General features: G+C 41.2%; 11 protein-coding genes. 3 read left to right on the top strand and 8 right to left on the bottom strand.

The window, feature by feature from the left end:
* Positions 1 to 47 precede the first annotated feature (47 nt).
* On the bottom strand, positions 48 to 1,934 hold the full coding sequence (locus LY624_RS00055; RefSeq protein ID WP_341803605.1) for a transglycosylase SLT domain-containing protein: 1,887 nt from the start codon (positions 1,932 to 1,934) through the stop codon (positions 48 to 50).
* Positions 1,935 to 2,129: 195 nt separating this feature from the next.
* Here LY624_RS00055 and fadB point away from each other — a divergent pair, with 195 nt between their 5' ends.
* The 3 genes from fadB to tusA all read left to right on the top strand — a co-directional run bounded on the left by fadB (position 2,130) and on the right by tusA (position 5,854).
* Complete coding sequence (gene fadB, locus LY624_RS00050; RefSeq protein ID WP_130149241.1) at positions 2,130 to 4,289, top strand: fatty acid oxidation complex subunit alpha FadB; 2,160 nt, start codon at positions 2,130 to 2,132, stop codon at positions 4,287 to 4,289.
* Positions 4,290 to 4,294: 5 nt separating this feature from the next.
* Positions 4,295 to 5,461, top strand: a complete 1,167-nt coding sequence (gene fadA / locus LY624_RS00045; RefSeq protein ID WP_062568452.1) for an acetyl-CoA C-acyltransferase FadA — start codon at positions 4,295 to 4,297, stop codon at positions 5,459 to 5,461.
* A gap of 153 nt (positions 5,462 to 5,614) precedes the next feature.
* Positions 5,615 to 5,854 carry a sulfurtransferase TusA gene (gene tusA, locus LY624_RS00040; RefSeq protein ID WP_130149242.1) on the top strand — a complete coding sequence of 80 codons (240 nt, stop codon included), beginning with the start codon at positions 5,615 to 5,617 and terminating at the stop codon, positions 5,852 to 5,854.
* 73 nt (positions 5,855 to 5,927) lie between these two features.
* Here tusA and LY624_RS00035 read toward each other — a convergent pair whose 3' ends face one another.
* From LY624_RS00035 to dnaA, 7 genes are all read right to left on the bottom strand, one after another.
* Positions 5,928 to 6,377, bottom strand: coding sequence for a hypothetical protein (locus tag LY624_RS00035; RefSeq protein ID WP_130149243.1), 450 nt, complete (start codon positions 6,375 to 6,377; stop codon positions 5,928 to 5,930).
* A gap of 61 nt (positions 6,378 to 6,438) precedes the next feature.
* The gene (gene glyS, locus LY624_RS00030; protein ID WP_130149244.1) at positions 6,439 to 8,508 is read right to left on the bottom strand and encodes a glycine--tRNA ligase subunit beta; all 2,070 of its coding nucleotides are present in this window, start codon (positions 8,506 to 8,508) and stop codon (positions 6,439 to 6,441) included.
* 8 nt (positions 8,509 to 8,516) lie between these two features.
* The gene (gene glyQ, locus LY624_RS00025; RefSeq protein ID WP_054554789.1) at positions 8,517 to 9,416 is read right to left on the bottom strand and encodes a glycine--tRNA ligase subunit alpha; all 900 of its coding nucleotides are present in this window, start codon (positions 9,414 to 9,416) and stop codon (positions 8,517 to 8,519) included.
* Positions 9,417 to 9,557: 141 nt separating this feature from the next.
* Positions 9,558 to 11,984, bottom strand: coding sequence for a DNA topoisomerase (ATP-hydrolyzing) subunit B (gyrB, locus tag LY624_RS00020; protein WP_130149245.1), 2,427 nt, complete (start codon positions 11,982 to 11,984; stop codon positions 9,558 to 9,560).
* 12 nt (positions 11,985 to 11,996) lie between these two features.
* A complete protein-coding gene (recF, locus tag LY624_RS00015; protein WP_130149246.1) occupies positions 11,997 to 13,091 on the bottom strand; it encodes a DNA replication/repair protein RecF in 1,095 nt (364 codons plus the stop codon).
* A 6-nt stretch (positions 13,092 to 13,097) separates the two neighbouring features.
* Entirely contained in the window at positions 13,098 to 14,201 is a 1,104-nt protein-coding gene (dnaN, locus tag LY624_RS00010; protein WP_341803604.1) for a DNA polymerase III subunit beta, read from the bottom strand.
* A 13-nt stretch (positions 14,202 to 14,214) separates the two neighbouring features.
* Positions 14,215 to 15,615 (bottom strand): chromosomal replication initiator protein DnaA, encoded by a 1,401-nt coding sequence (gene dnaA, locus LY624_RS00005; RefSeq protein ID WP_130149248.1) that lies wholly within the window; start codon positions 15,613 to 15,615, stop codon positions 14,215 to 14,217.

Genomic DNA, 15,615 nt, shown 5'->3' with positions numbered 1-15,615 from the left:
ATCATAGTCGACCTTAACGCCCAACACAGGGGGTTAAGGTCAATTAGTCAGCCGCCCATTTTCATATCTAAAATTGGCGCAAGCACATTACCATCTCGCCCTAAACGCGTATGGTAAACTTGCCTGTAAGCAAATACATTCTTCACGTAATTGCGAGTTTCAGTATAAGGTATAAGTTCAATCCATAACTCTGCAGGCATTGCTTGTTCAGGGATCCAACGTTTAATACGGTGATAACCTGCATTATAAGAAGCGGTTGCTAATATTTCGTTGCCACGATTTTTCTTTTTTAAATATTTCAAGTATTCACTTCCTAAACGAATATTCGTTTTAGGGTGAAACAATTTTCGGCGTGAAACAGTACTTCTATTAATGTATTTAGCAGTACTCGGTAATAATTGCATTAAACCATAGGCGTTTGCATGAGAGCGGGCATCGGGCGCAAATGAGCTTTCACGACGTGAAATTGCAATACTCCATGCCATGTCTATATGATTACGGTTACTGTAGCTCTCAAATACATCTTTAAACGCAAATGGGAAACGCAAATCAACATAATCCCATTCTTTAATTTGTGCCAAGGTATAAATAGTGCTGTCATACCAATCAAGCTCAGCAGCCAGTATTGATGCCGCGAGTTTTTCTTCTTTGGTTGATGTACCTGTTAAGTAATTCCACTCCCTGCGAGCTGACGTGTAGCGCTCAAGCTCATAGAGTGCACGCGCACGCTTAAAGCCTGGTGCATTTGCGACCTCTAGTTGGAGCTTATCAGAAATTTGCAACTGTTGATTGTTTAAACTAACCGGAATACCTAATCGGGCAGACGCTAAAAAGCCGTAATAATCGCGCTCTTTGGCAATTTTTTGCCAAAGAGCGCGGGCATCTTCAACTTCGCCACGCTGATTTAAGCTATATGCTAACCAATATTGCTGACCTAGGCTTAGGTTTTCTTTACCGGTAAAAAATGCCACAATACCAGACCAATCTTGCAGTTCGAGCATATTAGCAAGCTGCCACTGCATTAACTTCGTTGTTTGACGCTCTTTAGGCACCTTATTTAACCAAAAGCGAGCTTGTTTATGCCCACTTGAGGCAAGCGATAGTGCAAAGTTGTAGTACACATCTGCTTTTTGTTCTTCCGTGTAAACAAACATTTTTTCAAGCTTTTCCCATGCTCGAAGCGCTAATTCTTTATCACGCCAAACTAAGCGTTTCACCCCGTATAATGCTATTTGCCCTTCTTTGGCTGTCTTTTTCTTAAAGCGATATAAACCAGCCGAAGCACTCGGGTCTTTGCGTACTTTTAAATATAAATCAGCTAGGTACTGCTCATCTTTAGGGAGTAATGACTTTAGGTAAGGCAATAAGCTTGACGTACCGCCTTCTGCAGCGAGAGAAACTCGTTGCCAAATACGTTCTTGTGTTTGATAACCTTCTTTTTTCCAAAGTGAAAAAAGTGTGTCGCATTCTTTTGGTTGAGAATGCCCTACCACCCATAAATCACTAACTTGATTCATTATTGCTTCTTTAGGCGCACCTAAGTCCAATTGAAAACTTAAATAAGGACAAGTCAATTCGTTATTACTGGTCTCTCTGTAATTACGAATATAAGCGGCTTTTTTATTGTACTGTTTTAAATAGTTAAGCCATGCTTTACGCACAGGCCACTCTAATGGCGTATTACGATAAACATTAAGATAGTTTTCTATTTCTGTTTGATGCTTCAAACTTGGGTTTCGTTGCCAATAGGCTTTTTCGACGTAAGGCTTTAGCGGGTGGTCTAATCCATTGGCCGCCTCTTTCATATCGTCATAATCACCGTAACGCGCCTTTTTTTCTGCTTTTAAAAAAGCGTCATGTTTATCGTTGGCTTCAGCTGCAAAAAAAGGAAAAATTAATGCGGCAGCTGTCCAACCAAAGAGTTGTTTTTTCATGATGACCTTTAACAAAAATTAAAGAATTAATAACAAAAAACTTCTCCTACACCTTAGCACCAAACCAGCTATATTTTAACCAATCGCGATAAAGCGCAGTAAATTTTTCGTTGCATTTTCATTTTAAAGCAAGCACACTGATTGAAATGCAAACTCATCGTACCAGTCTTAGTTAATTAACTAGGGAGAATAATAATGTTATATAAAAGCGATTCATTTGAAGTTGCTTTCATCAAGGACAACATCGCCGAGTTTAAGTTCTGTGCCGACGGTTCAGTAAACAAACTTTCGCAGCAAACCTTGCAAGATTGCGCTTTAGCATTAAAAGAATTGGCAACAAACTCAGATATCAAAGGCATGGTGTTCACCAGCGATAAAGATCATTTCATTATCGGCGCCGACATTTTCGAATTTTTACCTACATTCACTAAACCGCAAGAAGAATTGGTTGCATGGATCAAAAATGCAACTGATGTTTTTGACGCTATTGAAGATTTACCTTTCCCAACGTTAAGTGCTGTAAACGGCATGGCGCTTGGTGGTGGATGTGAGTGGGCACTTGCTACCGATTATCGCGTTGGTAGTACTGATGCTAAAATTGGCCTACCTGAAGTTAAGTTAGGCATTATGCCTGGTTTTGGTGGCACAGTTCGCCTTCCGCGCCTAATTGGCGCTGATAATGCGATGACGTGGATCACCACAGGCAAAGAAAACCGTGCTGCGGATGCACTTAAAGTTGGTGCGTTTGACGCGGTAGTTAGTGCTGACAAACTTCTAGAGTCAAGCATATCAACACTTGAACAAGCAATTGCTGGCAAGCTAGATTGGCAAGCAAAACGACAAGTAAAATTACAGCCACTGAAAATGAACCGTGTTGAGCAAGGCATGAGCTTTGCGATGGCGGAAGGTATGGTAATGGGTCAGACAAAAGGTCATTACCCAGCACCCGTTATGGCAGTAAGAACAATTAAAGCAGCTGCAAACTGTGAACGCGCTGAAGCAATGGCGATTGAAAACGCTAACTTTGCTAAATTAGCAGCAACAAGCGAAGCAGCAGCACAAACAGGTATTTTCTTAGCTGACCAATACATTAAAGGTAAAGCGAAGAAGCAAGCTAAGCACAGTGAACTTGAAATTAAACAAGCCGCTGTATTAGGTGCAGGTATTATGGGCGGCGGTATTGCTTATCAGTCTGCTTATAAAGGCACACCTATTATCATGAAAGACATCAACCAAGATGCACTTGATTTAGGTATGGGCGAAGCTTCTAAGCTACTTGGTAAAAAAGTACAACGTGGCCATATGGCGATGGAAAAGATGGTTGCTACATTAGGCAAGATCAAACCGACGCTTAACGATGCAGACTTACAAAGCGCTGATATTGTTGTTGAAGCCGTGGTTGAAAACCCTAAAGTGAAGCAAGCCGTTCTTGCAGGTCTTGAAAAAGACTTACCAGCAGGCACTATCCTAACTTCAAATACCTCAACAATTCGTATTGACGAGTTAGCATCTGCACTTGAAAAACCAGAAAACTTCTGTGGTATGCACTTCTTTAATCCAGTGCCAAAAATGCCATTAGTAGAAATCATTCGTGGTGAAAAAACATCAGAAGCAACAATTAATGCGGTTGTTGATTACGCTTTAAAACTTGGTAAATCACCAATCGTTGTAAACGACTGCCCAGGTTTCTTTGTAAACCGCGTATTATTCCCTTACTTTGCAGGCTTCAGCAAACTTGTTGTTGAAGGTGCTGACTTCGCGAAAGTTGATAAAGTAATGGAAAATGTATTTGGTTGGCCTATGGGTCCTGCCTACCTTCTTGATGTTGTAGGTATCGATACGGCTTACCACTGTACTGGTGTAATGGCAGATGGTTTCCCTGAGCGTATGGCTCGTCAAGATAAAGACCCAGTTACTGTATTTGCAAACGAAAAACGTTTTGGTCAGAAAAATGGTGCTGGTTTCTACCAATATGCACCAGACCGCCGTGGTCGCCTTAAAAAGGCACAAGATGCAACAGCAACTGAGTTACTAAGTGCCATCACTGATGCACCTAAAGATTTTGATAAACAAGAAATCATTGACCGTTGTATGATCCCTATGATCAACGAAGTACTACTTTGTTTACAAGAAGGTATCGTGGCGTCTCCACAAGAAGCTGACATGGCGCTAATTTACGGCATAGGTTTCCCTCCATTTAGAGGCGGTGCATTCCGTTACTTAGATCAAACTGGTTTAGCGAACTTTGTTGCAACAGCAGATAAGTACGCTCACTTAGGTGCGATTTACCAAGTATCTGATGAAACTCGCAAGTGGGCCGAAGAAGGCCGTGTATTCTATAAGGTGGAAGGATAATTAACATGAATAATCCAGTAATCGTAGATTGTATCCGCACACCAATGGGTCGTTCAAAGAACGGCGTATTCAAAAATAAGCGTGCGGAAGATTTAAGTGCTCACTTAATGAAAGGTTTGTTAGACCGTAACCCAGCCGTTGATCCAGCATCAATTGATGATATTTACTGGGGCTGTGTACAACAAACATTAGAGCAAGGTTTTAACATTGCTCGAAACGCAGCACTACTAGCCGGTATTCCTCACTCAGTACCAGCTGTTACAGTTAACCGTTTATGTGGTTCATCAATGCAAGCATTACACGATGCAGCACGCGCTATAATGACTGGCGCTGGTGATACCTACATCATTGGTGGTGTTGAGCACATGGGTCACGTACCTATGACTCACGGTAATGATTTTCACCCAGGTTTATCAACGTCTGTAGCACAAGCTGCTGGTGTAATGGGTTTAACTGCTGAGTACCTTGCTACGCTGCACGGCATTAGCCGCGAGCAACAAGACGAATTTGCTTACCGTTCACACCAACGTGCACACGCAGCAACTGTTGAAGGTCGTTTCCGTCGTGAAATCCTAGCAATGGAAGGTCACGATGCAGATGGTTCTTTAATCTTAGTTGAAGACGATGAAGTAATCCGCCCAGAGACAACTGTTGAAGGCTTATCGCAACTACGCCCTGTATTCAACCCTGCATCAGGTAGCGTAACAGCAGGTACGTCTTCTGCACTTTCTGACGGCGCGTCAGCAATGCTTGTAATGAGCGAAGAAAAAGCAAAAGAACTTGGTTTACCAATTCGTGCGCGTATTAAATCAATGGCTGTTGCAGGTTGCGATCCATCAATCATGGGTTACGGCCCTGTACCAGCATCGCAAAAAGCACTTCAACAAGCAGGTATCACTATTGACGATATCGATGTTGCAGAGCTTAACGAAGCATTCGCAGCACAATCTCTACCAGTATTAAAAGACCTAGGTCTGATGGACGTGGTAGATGAGAAAGTTAACCTAAATGGTGGTGCAATTGCACTTGGTCACCCACTTGGTTGTTCTGGTTCACGTATTAGCACAACGCTTGTTCACCTAATGGAAGACAAGAACGCTAAATACGGTCTAGCAACTATGTGTATTGGTTTAGGCCAAGGTATTGCAACTGTATTTGAGCGCGTAGAATAACGAGCTCACACCAAACATCTTGGTGATAAAAAGGCGCACTGAATTGCTCAGTGCGCCTTTTTTATTTGCTTTGCTTTCACTTATTGAAACTGGCGGCAATAGAAAGTTAAAATAGCCGCTTAATAATCGTCTCTTTCACCTAAAAGGTCAGCCATGAGTTTTGATAATCCCGATCACCAATTAGATGCACTTGGCCTACGTTGTCCAGAACCTGTCATGATGGTGCGTGGTGCAGTACGTAAAATGAAAGATGGCGAAACATTACTTATCATCGCCGACGACCCATCAACCACCCGCGATATCCCAAGCTTTTGTACTTTTATGGATCACACGCTAGTGGCTAAAGATGTTGAGCAGGCGCCATTTAGATATTTGCTGAAGAAAGGACTATAGGCTAAATAAACAAGATTAGAGTGGGTTTTTAATTGTTACCTTTACCAATTAAAAACCCACTCAAAAACTCCAGTTACTTTTTAGTAACTGTCACTTTTGGCTTATTACTATTGCGGTAATCAAAGCTCACTACATACACGCCTTTTGTAGCTGGTTTAAAACTAAAGTAGTTGTAAATAGTATTACAATCGGCAATAGCAGCCTGACCTAATAATAGTGCTTGTCCTGCGGGGTCCATGTCACTGTAACCACAGTTATAGCCTTGACTAAAGTTAGCATCAGCCACTTTAAATTCATAGACTTTTCCTGGTGTTGAGAACGTTACTTCTGCTTGGAAGATACCTGATGCAACTTGCTCTAGTATATATTGTGGTTCAGCATCCCATAACGTAAAGTCGCCACGCAAGTACATGGTACGATCTAAGTCTTTACTGGGCAGCATGTCGTCGATGCTTGGCATTTGTATTTGGCTCGTACAGGCTGTTAATAAACCTGCTAATGCTAAAGTAATTACACGTTTCATTACTGTTCCTTATGCTACTAAAAAGCCAGCACAAAGCTGGCTTTTATTAATTGGCTACTACTTACTTCTGAAGTACAGAAATATCAGCAATATCTAAAAACAGACGGCTTAGTTGGCTTAATAATGCTAAACGGTTTTGTTTAACCGCTTCGTCATCTGCCATTACCATGACATTATCGAAGAAGTTATCAACACTCTCACGGATACCCGCAAGTTGTGACAATGCTTCTTGATAATCGCCATTTGCATATAGAGGAGCAAGCTCAGTTGCAAACTTAGCAACGTGTGACGCTAATACTTTTTCTGCATCATCGCTTAATAGGCTCTCATTTACATCACCTTGCGTTGTGATGTCATTCTTAGCCAAGATGTTGCTTACACGTTTATTTGCTGCTGCAAGCGCTTCTGCTGCGTCTAGTGTACGGAAGTGACTTACCGCTTTAACACGACGGTCGAAGTCAACTGGTTTAGTTGGACGACGTGCTAGCACAGCTTGAATGACATCAACTTCAATACCTTCATCTTGATACCATGCGCGGAAACGGCCTAGCATAAACTCAAACACATCTGTTGATACGTTTAGGTTTGTTAGCTTTTCACCGAATAGCGTTTGTGACTTAGCAACAAGGTCTAAGATATCTAGCGGTAATGATTTTTCTACCATGATGCGTAATGCACCAATGGCAGCACGACGAAGTGCAAATGGGTCTTTGTCGCCTTTTGGCGCTTGACCAATACCAAAAATACCCACCAGCGTATCAAACTTATCAGCAATTGCGACAGCACAGCTGATCACATTTGTTGGTAAATTATCGCCCGCAAAACGTGGCATATATTGTTCATTTTGCGCGAGTGCAACTTCTTCGGCTTCACCGTCGTGACGAGCGTAATGCATACCCATTACACCTTGTACGTCGGTAAACTCCATAACCATTTCGGTCATTAAGTCTGTTTTACTTAATAAACCTGCTCGCTTAGCAAGCTCTGCATCGGCACCTAATTGCTCTGCAATGTAACCTGCAAGTTCACTAATACGCTCAGATTTATCTTTCAGCGTACCAAGTTGCTTTTGGAATAAAACAGTATCTAGCGATTCTAGGCGACTCTCCAGCGTTTTCTTCTTATCCGTTTCGTAGAAGAACTGTGCATCAGCTAAACGAGGGCGAACAACTTTTTCGTTACCGGCAATGACCACGCTTGGATCTTTACTTTCGATATTTGAAACAAATAGGAACTTATTAAGTAAGTTGCCTTCTTGGTCTAATAGCGGGAAGTACTTCTGGTCGTCCTTCATGGTATAGATTAGGGCTTCTGAAGGAACATCTAAGAATGCTTCTTCGAATGTTGCTGTCAGTGTTACTGGCCATTCTACCAACGATGTTACTTCTTCAAGTAAGTCTTCATCCATCGCTACTTTTGCATTTACAGCGCTAGCTGCTGCTTCAATCTGTTCGCGAATTTGTGCTTTACGCGCTTCGAAGTCAGCGACAACGTAAGCAGATTTCAGCACATCAAACACATCATCAGCGTGGTTGATTGTGACTCTTTCTGGATGATGGAAACGGTGACCTTGTAATTGGTTGCCAACTTGCTTACCAAGGATTTCGCCTTCGATTAGCGTGCTACCAAACAAAATAGTTGCAGTGTGCACTGGGCGAATAAATTGTGTTTTATTTGCACCCCAACGCATTGGTTTAGGGATAGGTAATTTAGCAAGTGCTTTGTTTACAGCATCACTCATAAGCGATGTCGTTGCTTGACCTTCAACCTGTGCTTTATGTAATAACCAAGCGCCTTTATCTGTTTCTAGTGTTTGCGCATCGCTTACATCGATACCACAACCACGAGCCCAACCCATTGCTGCTTTAGTTGGACTACCATCGGCATCAAACGCTGCTGCAACTGCAGGGCCGCGCTTTTCTACAACCTTGTCACTTTGCTTAGCTTCAAGTGCAGTAACACGTAACCCTAAGCGACGAGGTGATGCGTACCAGTTAACGCCTTGATGATTTAACTCTAAGCTTGCAAGCTCAGCTGCTAAGTTCTCAGCAAACGACTCAGCAAGTTTACGAAGTGCTTTCGGTGGCAACTCTTCAGTGCCAATTTCTACTAATAAATTTTCTGCTGACATGCTAATTCTTAATCCTTACAAAGCGGGAAACCAAGAGCTTCACGGGCATCATAGTAACTTTGCGCACATGCTTTTGATAAAGCACGAACACGTAAGATATAACGTTGACGTTCTGTTACTGAGATAGCGTGACGAGCGTCTAATAAATTAAACGCATGTGATGCTTTCATTACTTGCTCATAAGCGGGTAATGGTAAGCCTGCTTCAATTAGCTTTTCGCTTTCCTTTTCACAGTGATCAAACTGTGCAAATAAGAACTCAACATCCGCTTGTTCGAAGTTATAAGCTGACTGCTCTACTTCATTTTGATGGAATACATCACCGTATGTTACACGACCCATAGGACCGTCTGCCCATACTAGGTCATAGATACTATCTACGCCCTGTATATACATTGCTAAACGCTCAAGACCATAAGTGATTTCACCGGTCACTGGTGAGCACTCTAAGCCACCAACTTGTTGGAAGTAAGTGAACTGAGTTACTTCCATGCCGTTTAACCAGATCTCCCAACCTAGACCCCAAGCACCTAATGTAGGTGACTCCCAGTTGTCTTCTACAAAGCGAACTTCATCAGTTAGTGTATCGATACCAACAGCAGCTAATGAGCCTAAATACAGCTCCTGGATGTTTTCTGGTGATGGCTTTAATACTACTTGGAATTGGTAGTAGTGCTGTAAACGGTTCGGGTTTTCACCATAACGACCATCAGTTGGACGGCGGCATGGTTGAACATACGCGCTCGACATTGGCTCAGGGCCAATTGACTTTAAGAAAGTTAACGGATGAAATGTCCCTGCTCCCACTTCCATATCGAGTGGTTGAGCAATCACACAGCCTTGCTGTGCCCAATAGTCCTGTAAAGCCAGGATCAAACCTTGAAAGGTTTTAACGTCATATTTTTGCATATTTGGCTTATAGTATCTGGTGCGTTTAGTCTGAAAATTGCTCTCAGTATACCTTGTGTGCAGTAAGGTTTTAAGCAGTTTGTGCTTTTTCAGCAATAAAAAAAGGAGCCTGTAGGCTCCTTTTTAATTCTTAATTTAGCGTTATACGTCTAGGTTAACTACACGTAGCGCATTCGTTTCGATGAAGTCACGACGCGGCTCAACTTGGTCACCCATTAGAGTCGCGAACAATTGGTCTGCAGCTACGGCATCTTCAATTGTTACTTTCAACATGCGACGTGCATCTGGGTCCATGGTGGTTTCCCAAAGCTGATCTGGGTTCATCTCACCAAGTCCTTTATAACGTTGAATATAAAGACCACGCTTCGATTCATTGATCAACCACTCTAATGCATCCACAAAGTTATCAACAGCTAAGGTCTTTTCACCACGTTGAACATATGCGCCTTCTTCAAGTAAGTTAGCAATGTTTACGCCTGTCGCTGCAATGCGTTTGTAGTCACGAGATGTGATGAAGTCATGGTTTAGTACATGTGCTTTATCCACACCATGCTGGCGAATATTCACAACAGGATAATACATGTTGCGCTCAGTATCGTGCTCAGTGCCGGCGTGGAAGATAGTTGCATCTTCATCACGTGCAATTAAGTCGTCAACAAGGATGTTAGTCCACTCTTTAACTTTTGCTTCATCTGCTAAATCAGCTTCGGTAATTTCGCTTTGATAAATTAAACGTTCCATAACCGAATTTGGATATTTACGTTTTAAGCGCTCAATCACTTTAACTGTATTTTGATAGTCGTGAACAATTCTTTCTAATTCTTCACCTTCAAGTGCAGATGCACCTTCGCTTGTATAAAGTGCAGCATTGTTTAATGCTAATGATGTTAAGTAATCAACAAGCGCTGGGTCATCTTTAATGTAGCGTTCTTGCTTACCTTTTTTCACTTTATAAAGTGGCGGTTGTGCAATATAAATAAAGCCTTTCTCTACAATCTCTGGCATTTGACGATAGAAGAAAGTAAGAAGTAAGGTACGAATGTGAGAACCATCCACGTCCGCATCGGTCATGATGATAATACGATGATAACGTAGTTTTTCTGGGTCATATTCATCACGACCAATACCACAGCCTAGAGCTGTGATTAGAGTTGCGACTTCTTGAGAAGAAAGCATCTTATCAAAGCGTGCTTTTTCTACGTTAAGAATCTTACCTTTAAGTGGCAAGATAGCTTGGTTTTTACGGTTACGACCCTGCTTAGCTGAACCACCTGCAGAGTCACCCTCCACTATGTATAGTTCAGAAAGTGCTGGATCTTTTTCTTGGCAGTCTGCCAATTTACCTGGTAAACCAGCTAAATCCATTGCACCTTTACGGCGTGTCATTTCACGAGCTTTACGCGCTGCTTCACGAGCTCGTGCTGCATCAATAATTTTGCCAACAACTGTTTTAGCATCAATTGGGTTTTCTAATAAAAACTCAGTTAGTTTTTCTGCCATTGCTTGTTCTACAGCAGACTTAACTTCACTTGATACTAGTTTGTCTTTAGTTTGCGATGAGAACTTAGGATCAGGAACTTTAACACTTACAACCGCAGTTAAACCTTCACGTGCATCATCGCCCGTCGCATTGCTTGTTGTTTTCGCTTTTTTGTTAAAGCCTTCTTTTTCCATGTAGTTATTTAGCGTACGCGTTAATGCCGCTCTAAAGCCAGCTAAGTGCGTACCACCATCACGTTGTGGAATGTTGTTTGTGAAACAGTAAATGCTCTCTTGGAAACCATCGTTCCACTGCATTGAAACTTCTACACTAATACCGTCTTCTTCACGCTCATGGGTAAAGTGGAAAACACTTTTATGTACAGGTGTTTTGTTACGGTTTAGATATTCTACGAATGCTTGGATACCACCGTCATATTTGAAGTGGTCATTCTTAGATTCTTCACGCTCATCAGTAAGAATGATACTTACACCAGAGTTCAAGAACGAAAGCTCACGTAGACGCTTTGCTAAAATATCGTAGTGAAAGTTAAGGTCAGTGAATGTCTCACCACTTGGCCAGAAACGTAGTTCAGTACCTGTGTCAGTTGCATCACCAATTACAGCTAATGGCGCATCTGGTACACCCATAGTATAAGTTTGTTGATGTACTTTACCTTCACGGCGAATTGTTAGTTGAAGCTTTTCAGAAAGAGCGTTTACCACCGAAACACCTACGCCGTGTAAGCCGCCCGATACTTTATATGAGTTATCATCGAACTTACCACCAGCATGAAGTACTGTCATGATAACTTCAGCTGCTGACACTCCCTCTTCTTCGTGAATAGATGTAGGAATACCACGACCGTTATCTCTTACAGAGACTGAACCGTCTAAGTGAATCGTTACAAAAATATCATCACAATGACCAGCTAAGGCTTCATCGATAGAGTTATCAACAACCTCAAACACCATGTGGTGAAGGCCTGTACCGTCATCGGTATCCCCTATATACATTCCTGGACGCTTTCTTACTGCGTCTAATCCTTTAAGTACTTTAATACTCGACGAATCGTAATTCTCAGACATGGTTAATCCCACTTATCTTGTTATTAGGTTGCCATGTTTCACGTGGAACATTTTTAGTTCTCGTTGCATGGGTTCCACCACAGCAGAAATACTTTCAGATAAAATTGATGAGATAAAAAGTTGCGAATCGCAATGAGTCAAAAGCTGACCCACTTTTTCTTTTGTATCTTCACCTAATTCTGAAGGTAAGTCATCTATTAGCAATATAGATTGCTTATCTGTTTCTGACTCAATTAAGCTATTTTGCGTTACTTTTAACGCATAAAGCAAGAGCTTCAATTGACCGCGAGAAAATGTATTTTCTACACTGTTACCAGAAACACTAAAACTAAAATCAGCTTTATGCGGACCTTTACTTGTGAAGCCTTGTTTGGCATCACGTTCAAAGCTTTGCTCAAGCGCCTCTGAGAGCGTTTCACTCTCTTTCCAGCCCGCATGAAAGTTAATTTCTAAATCGCTTACAAGCGTTAATTCTGCACACATTTTATCAAAAAACTGCTGCTTAAACCTACTTATATACGCGATTCTTAAATTATTTATTTGTTCAGCTAGTCTAACAAATTCTTTGTCCCAAAACTTGATCTGTTCGAAATAATCTCTAGGTTTACTTTTCAATAAAGCATTACGCTGTTTAAGCACTTTATTAAAGGATTGCCATAAATAAAAAAAGTCATGTTCCACGTGGAACAATCCTAAATCGAGAAACTTTCTGCGCTCTTTTGGGCCACCAAAGAACAATGAATAGCTTTCTGGAGTAATAACTTGCACAGGTACTAGCTGGGCTAACTCAGAAATTTTACGGCTCGTTTTACCCTGGATCTTTAAAAATGTTTCACCCGCTTGGTTCTTACTTATACCAATCGGAATAGACAAATCATGCAGCGCTTTGCGACCATGAATTACAAACTTGTCTTGTTGATGCTGAATAATATTTTTATGTTTGGCGGTACGAAATGATTTACCGTGAGAAAGGAAATATATCGCCTCAAGGAGGCTGGTTTTTCCGCTGCCATTCTCGCCATAAATTATATTAATTCCATTTACTGGCTCAAGTGTCAGCGCCTCAATATTACGAAAATTATTGAGGCTTAAATGACTTAAACTCATACAAGCTTATAGGCGCATCGGCATAACAACGTACATAGCTTCTTCGTCGCCCGCACCTTCAATTAGCGCACTGCTATTAGAGTCTGCAAGCGTAAACGTTACATCTTCTGTTTTTAATGTATTAAGTACATCAAGCACGTAAGAAACGTTAAAGCCAATTTCAAGTTCGCCGCCTTGGTACATTACTTCAACCACCTCTTCAGCTTGTTCTTGCTCAGGGTTGTTTGCTGTAATTTTTAATAAACCTTCAGATAGGTTTAAACGTACACCACGGAATTTTTCATTCGATAAAATAGACACACGCTGGAAAGCACTGCGCAACCATTCACGATTAGCAGTAATGACTTTGTCACCACCACGCGGCAAGACTCGACGATAATCAGGGAAACGACCATCAACCAGTTTACTGGTAAACGTAAATTCAGTATCAATAATACGAATATGGTTAGCACCAAATTGAATGGTTACTAGCTCATCATCAGCCACCATTAGGCGCATAATTTCTTGCACACCTTTACGTGGAATAATTAACTGACGCTGCGTATTTAAAGATTGTGGTAATTGTTTTTGTGCAATCGCCAAACGGTGACCATCTGTCGCCACTGTCTTAATATCTGCGTTATCAACCTCAAATGACATACCGTTCAAGTAATAACGGACGTCTTGATTCGCCATAGAAAAATGCGTGCTTTCTAAAAGCTTACGCAGCTCTAAACGTGTTAGTTGAAATTCAACTTCACCATCCCACTGCTCAAGATTCGGAAAATCTTCAGCAGCCAACGTTGTTAAAGAAAAACGGCTTTTACCACTTGTTAGTAGTAACTGATGATCTTGGCTACTTAACGTAAGGTCAGAGCCATCGGGTAAACTTTTACAAATATCGAGTAATTTTTTAGCTGGTAAAGTTAGCTTGGTATCTGCCGTATCTTCACCAACAAAAACACTGGCCACTAACTCAATTTCAAGGTCTGTGCCTGTCATTGAAAGTTGTCCGTTTTCAACAACTAACAAAACGTTCGATAAAATTGGTAAGGTGTGCTTACGCTCAATCGCACCTGACACTTGAACTAAAGGTTTTAAAAATTGCTCTCTTGATATTGTTATTTGCATAATAAAGTCGGCCTTAAGATGACAAGGTTCTTATTAAGTTTTGATAATCTTCTTTCACTTCGTGGCTTTCATCACGTAGTGATTTAACTTTACGACAAGCGTGTAATACAGTTGTGTGATCACGACCACCAAATGCATCACCTATTTCAGGTAAACTATGATTTGTTAGCTCTTTTGACAATGCCATCGCCACTTGACGTGGTCTTGCGACTGAACGGCTACGACGTTTAGATAGTAAATCTGACACACGAATACGGTAATACTCAGCAACAGTACGTTGAATATTATCTATCGTTACCAGTTTATCTTGCAGCGCAAGTAAGTCACGTAGCGCTTCTTTTACAAAGTCGATTGAAATTGGACGACCAGTAAAATTTGCATTAGCAATAACGCGGTTTAACGCCCCTTCTAATTCACGCACATTTGAGCGTAATTTTTTCGCGATAAAAAAGGCAACTTCGTGAGGTAAATTTATTTTACTTTGCTGCGCTTTTTTCATCAAAATAGCAACGCGCGTTTCAAGTTCTGGCGGCTCAATAGCAATTGTTAAGCCCCAACCAAAACGTGATTTAAGGCGATCTTCAACCCCTTCGATCTCTTTTGGGTAGCGGTCTGAAGTTAATATAATCTGTTGATTTCCTTCAAGCAAAGCGTTGAAGGTATGAAAGAACTCTTCTTGTGAGCGTTCTTTATTAGCGAAAAATTGAATATCATCGATCATCAATGCATCAACACTTCGGTAATAACGTTTAAATTCTTCGATGGCATTATTTTGTAGCGCTTTAACCATGTCTTGCACAAATCGTTCTGAGTGCATATAAACAATTTTCGCGTCTGGCTTATTAGCCATAATACCGTTACCAACAGCATGCAATAAATGTGTTTTACCTAAGCCAGTACCACCATATATAAATACAGGGTTAAATGCTGAACCTGGGTTATCTGCAACTTGAGTTGCTGCAGCTTTTGCTAATTGGTTTGATTTACCTTCAACGAAGCTATCAAAGGTGTAATTTTCTTTAATATTTGATTTATAGCCTGATTTAGGAGCAGGCTCTACTGCTTTTTTCTCAGGCTTTGGCTGTTGTTTTTCAGTTGTGTGTTGTGAATTCACTGGCGCACTTACTTCAGCTGCAGCGGGCATCGTTGCCGCTTGGGCATTTAGAATAGGCTTACTACCAACATCAAAACGAAGTTCAGGTGCTTCATCGCCACAAATTTCAACAAGCAATTCATTAATACGGTTTAAATATTTTTCTCTCACCCAATCTAATACAAAACGATTTGGTGCATATATAGTTAACGTATCTTCGGTACTTTCTGCTTGAAGTGGTCTTACCCACATACTGAATTGCTGCGACGGCAATTCATCTTGCAATACATATAAACAACTTTGCCAAACCGACAGATACAC

This window comes from Pseudoalteromonas sp. N1230-9 (assembly GCF_032716425.1).
In the GTDB taxonomy this organism is placed as follows: Bacteria; Pseudomonadota; Gammaproteobacteria; order Enterobacterales; family Alteromonadaceae; genus Pseudoalteromonas.
This window is presented reverse-complemented; position numbering and strand designations above follow the sequence as displayed.

Coding starts and splice junctions, on each gene's coding strand:
- LY624_RS00055 (WP_341803605.1), bottom strand. CDS start 1,934: ATGAAAAAACAACTCTTTGGTTGGACAGCTGCCGCATTAATTTTTCCT.
- fadB (WP_130149241.1), top strand. CDS start 2,130: ATGTTATATAAAAGCGATTCATTTGAAGTTGCTTTCATCAAGGACAAC.
- fadA (WP_062568452.1), top strand. CDS start 4,295: ATGAATAATCCAGTAATCGTAGATTGTATCCGCACACCAATGGGTCGT.
- tusA (WP_130149242.1), top strand. CDS start 5,615: ATGAGTTTTGATAATCCCGATCACCAATTAGATGCACTTGGCCTACGT.
- LY624_RS00035 (WP_130149243.1), bottom strand. CDS start 6,377: ATGAAACGTGTAATTACTTTAGCATTAGCAGGTTTATTAACAGCCTGT.
- glyS (WP_130149244.1), bottom strand. CDS start 8,508: ATGTCAGCAGAAAATTTATTAGTAGAAATTGGCACTGAAGAGTTGCCA.
- glyQ (WP_054554789.1), bottom strand. CDS start 9,416: ATGCAAAAATATGACGTTAAAACCTTTCAAGGTTTGATCCTGGCTTTA.
- gyrB (WP_130149245.1), bottom strand. CDS start 11,984: ATGTCTGAGAATTACGATTCGTCGAGTATTAAAGTACTTAAAGGATTA.
- recF (WP_130149246.1), bottom strand. CDS start 13,091: ATGAGTTTAAGTCATTTAAGCCTCAATAATTTTCGTAATATTGAGGCG.
- dnaN (WP_341803604.1), bottom strand. CDS start 14,201: ATGCAAATAACAATATCAAGAGAGCAATTTTTAAAACCTTTAGTTCAA.